This is a genomic window from Microseira sp. BLCC-F43, assembly GCF_041929235.1.
Taxonomy (GTDB): domain Bacteria; phylum Cyanobacteriota; class Cyanobacteriia; order Cyanobacteriales; family Aerosakkonemataceae; genus Microseira.
Genome location: NZ_JBHFNP010000146.1, coordinates 1 through 1,633 on the forward strand (window position 1 = coordinate 1; position 1,633 = coordinate 1,633).

The window sequence follows — 1,633 nt, forward strand, 5'->3', positions numbered from 1 at the left end:
AATAACCAGCCAATTTTATCAAGGTTGTTGGCAGCTTGATTTATCCAGGGATTACCGATAAAACGCGAGTTTAAACTCGGCGATCTTCGATTGGCAGAGGAAATAAGATGCGTGGATTTAGGTGTTTTTAAATTAGCCATACTTTCAGTGGGAGCAATCAATATATTTTAAATTTTAAATGGCGGGAAAAAGAAGGCGATCGCACTCTCTGCAATAGCATTGGAACCAGCTATGTAAACGGCACATTTAGACTTTTGTGGCAGACTGTATCAAGAAATACATTTAGCTTTTCCCTCGAATTCATTGTCTCAACGCGCAATATATTCGGGATGGTATGAAAAATTGTTACCGTTTGCTGGACAAGCTACCCTGCGTATCAGATTTAACCACTATATTAGTTAGCAAAACTAAGGTATCGAGCGCAGACGGACTCTGAAGCGATGAATCGAGATGCGTTGGTAGTGGGGATTAATCAGTATCCCTTTCTGAAGGATACTCCGACGAGCAAGGCGAAACATCTTTCGACCCCTGCTAACGATGCCGAAGCGATCGCCCAACGCTTAGAAGAGTATGGCGGGTTTCGCGTGCGACGGTTGCCAGAAACGATCGAAGAAGGGCAGCGTCGGGTTGCTGCTGGGGCGCTAGTACAAACAGATGCTCTGGAAGATGCGATTATCAGACTGTTTAACCCTGTAGGAGAAAGCATTCCAGAGACAGCTTTGCTGTATTTTGGCGGTCATGGGTTGCGGAAAAATCGGGGTGGAGTTACGGAAGGTTTTCTAGCAACCAGCGATACTCATCCTCAAAAGAATCAGTGGGGAGTTTCTTTGCGATGGTTGCGAGAACTGTTGCAAAAGAGTCAGGTACAGCAGCAAATTGTTTGGCTAGATTGCTGCTACAGTGGCGAATTACTCAATTTTGCCGAGGCAGATTTAGGCACAGCAGGTCAGGAGCGGACGAGGTTTTTGATTGCAGCAGCGCGGGAATTTGAAGTTGCTGAGGGAGATATTCAAGGACAGCATGGCGTGTTTTCTCAAGCATTGTGGGAAGGACTCGACCCCTCGAAACAGCCAGATGGTGTAGTCAACAATGACAAGTTAATCGAGTATATTGCTCAAGCGCTTAAGGACGTTCCCCAACAGCCAATTTGGTACAATCCCAACCGCGAAATTATTCTGACAGGCGAACGAGAGCAGGTTTTTATCCCTACGCCTTCAGATGTCTGTCCTTATAAAGGGTTGCGTTTTTTTGATGTCGAAGATGCGACCTATTTTTATGGACGGGAAGCATTGACCCAAAAGCTAATTGAGCGAGTTCAGATTGGTAAGGGAAATTTTTTGGCAGTGTTGGGAGTTTCCGGGAGTGGCAAGTCTTCCTTACTCCGGGCGGGGTTGATCTATCAGTTGCAACAGGAGCGCAGATTACCGGGAACGGAAGAATGGAAAATACGGATTTTTACCCCAGGAGAACAACCGTTGGTGAGTTTGGCAACGGCGTTTCTGGATGAGGAGGTGACGGATATTGAACGTGCAAAGCAGTTACGAGAGGCAGAGGAAGCAATTTCACAAGGATCGACGGGTTTGGCACGGTTGATTAGAGCCTCGAAATCACCGCGCACATTACTGATTGTGGA

At 46.4% G+C, this 1,633-nt stretch carries 1 protein-coding gene; it reads left to right on the forward strand.

Features of this window, described 5'->3' with window-relative positions; all coding sequences use genetic code 11:
- Nucleotides 1–440 precede the first annotated feature (440 nt).
- A partial coding sequence (locus tag ACE1CM_RS20485) for a caspase family protein (protein ID WP_374879841.1) occupies nucleotides 441–1,633 on the forward strand: 1,193 nt, incomplete at its 3' end.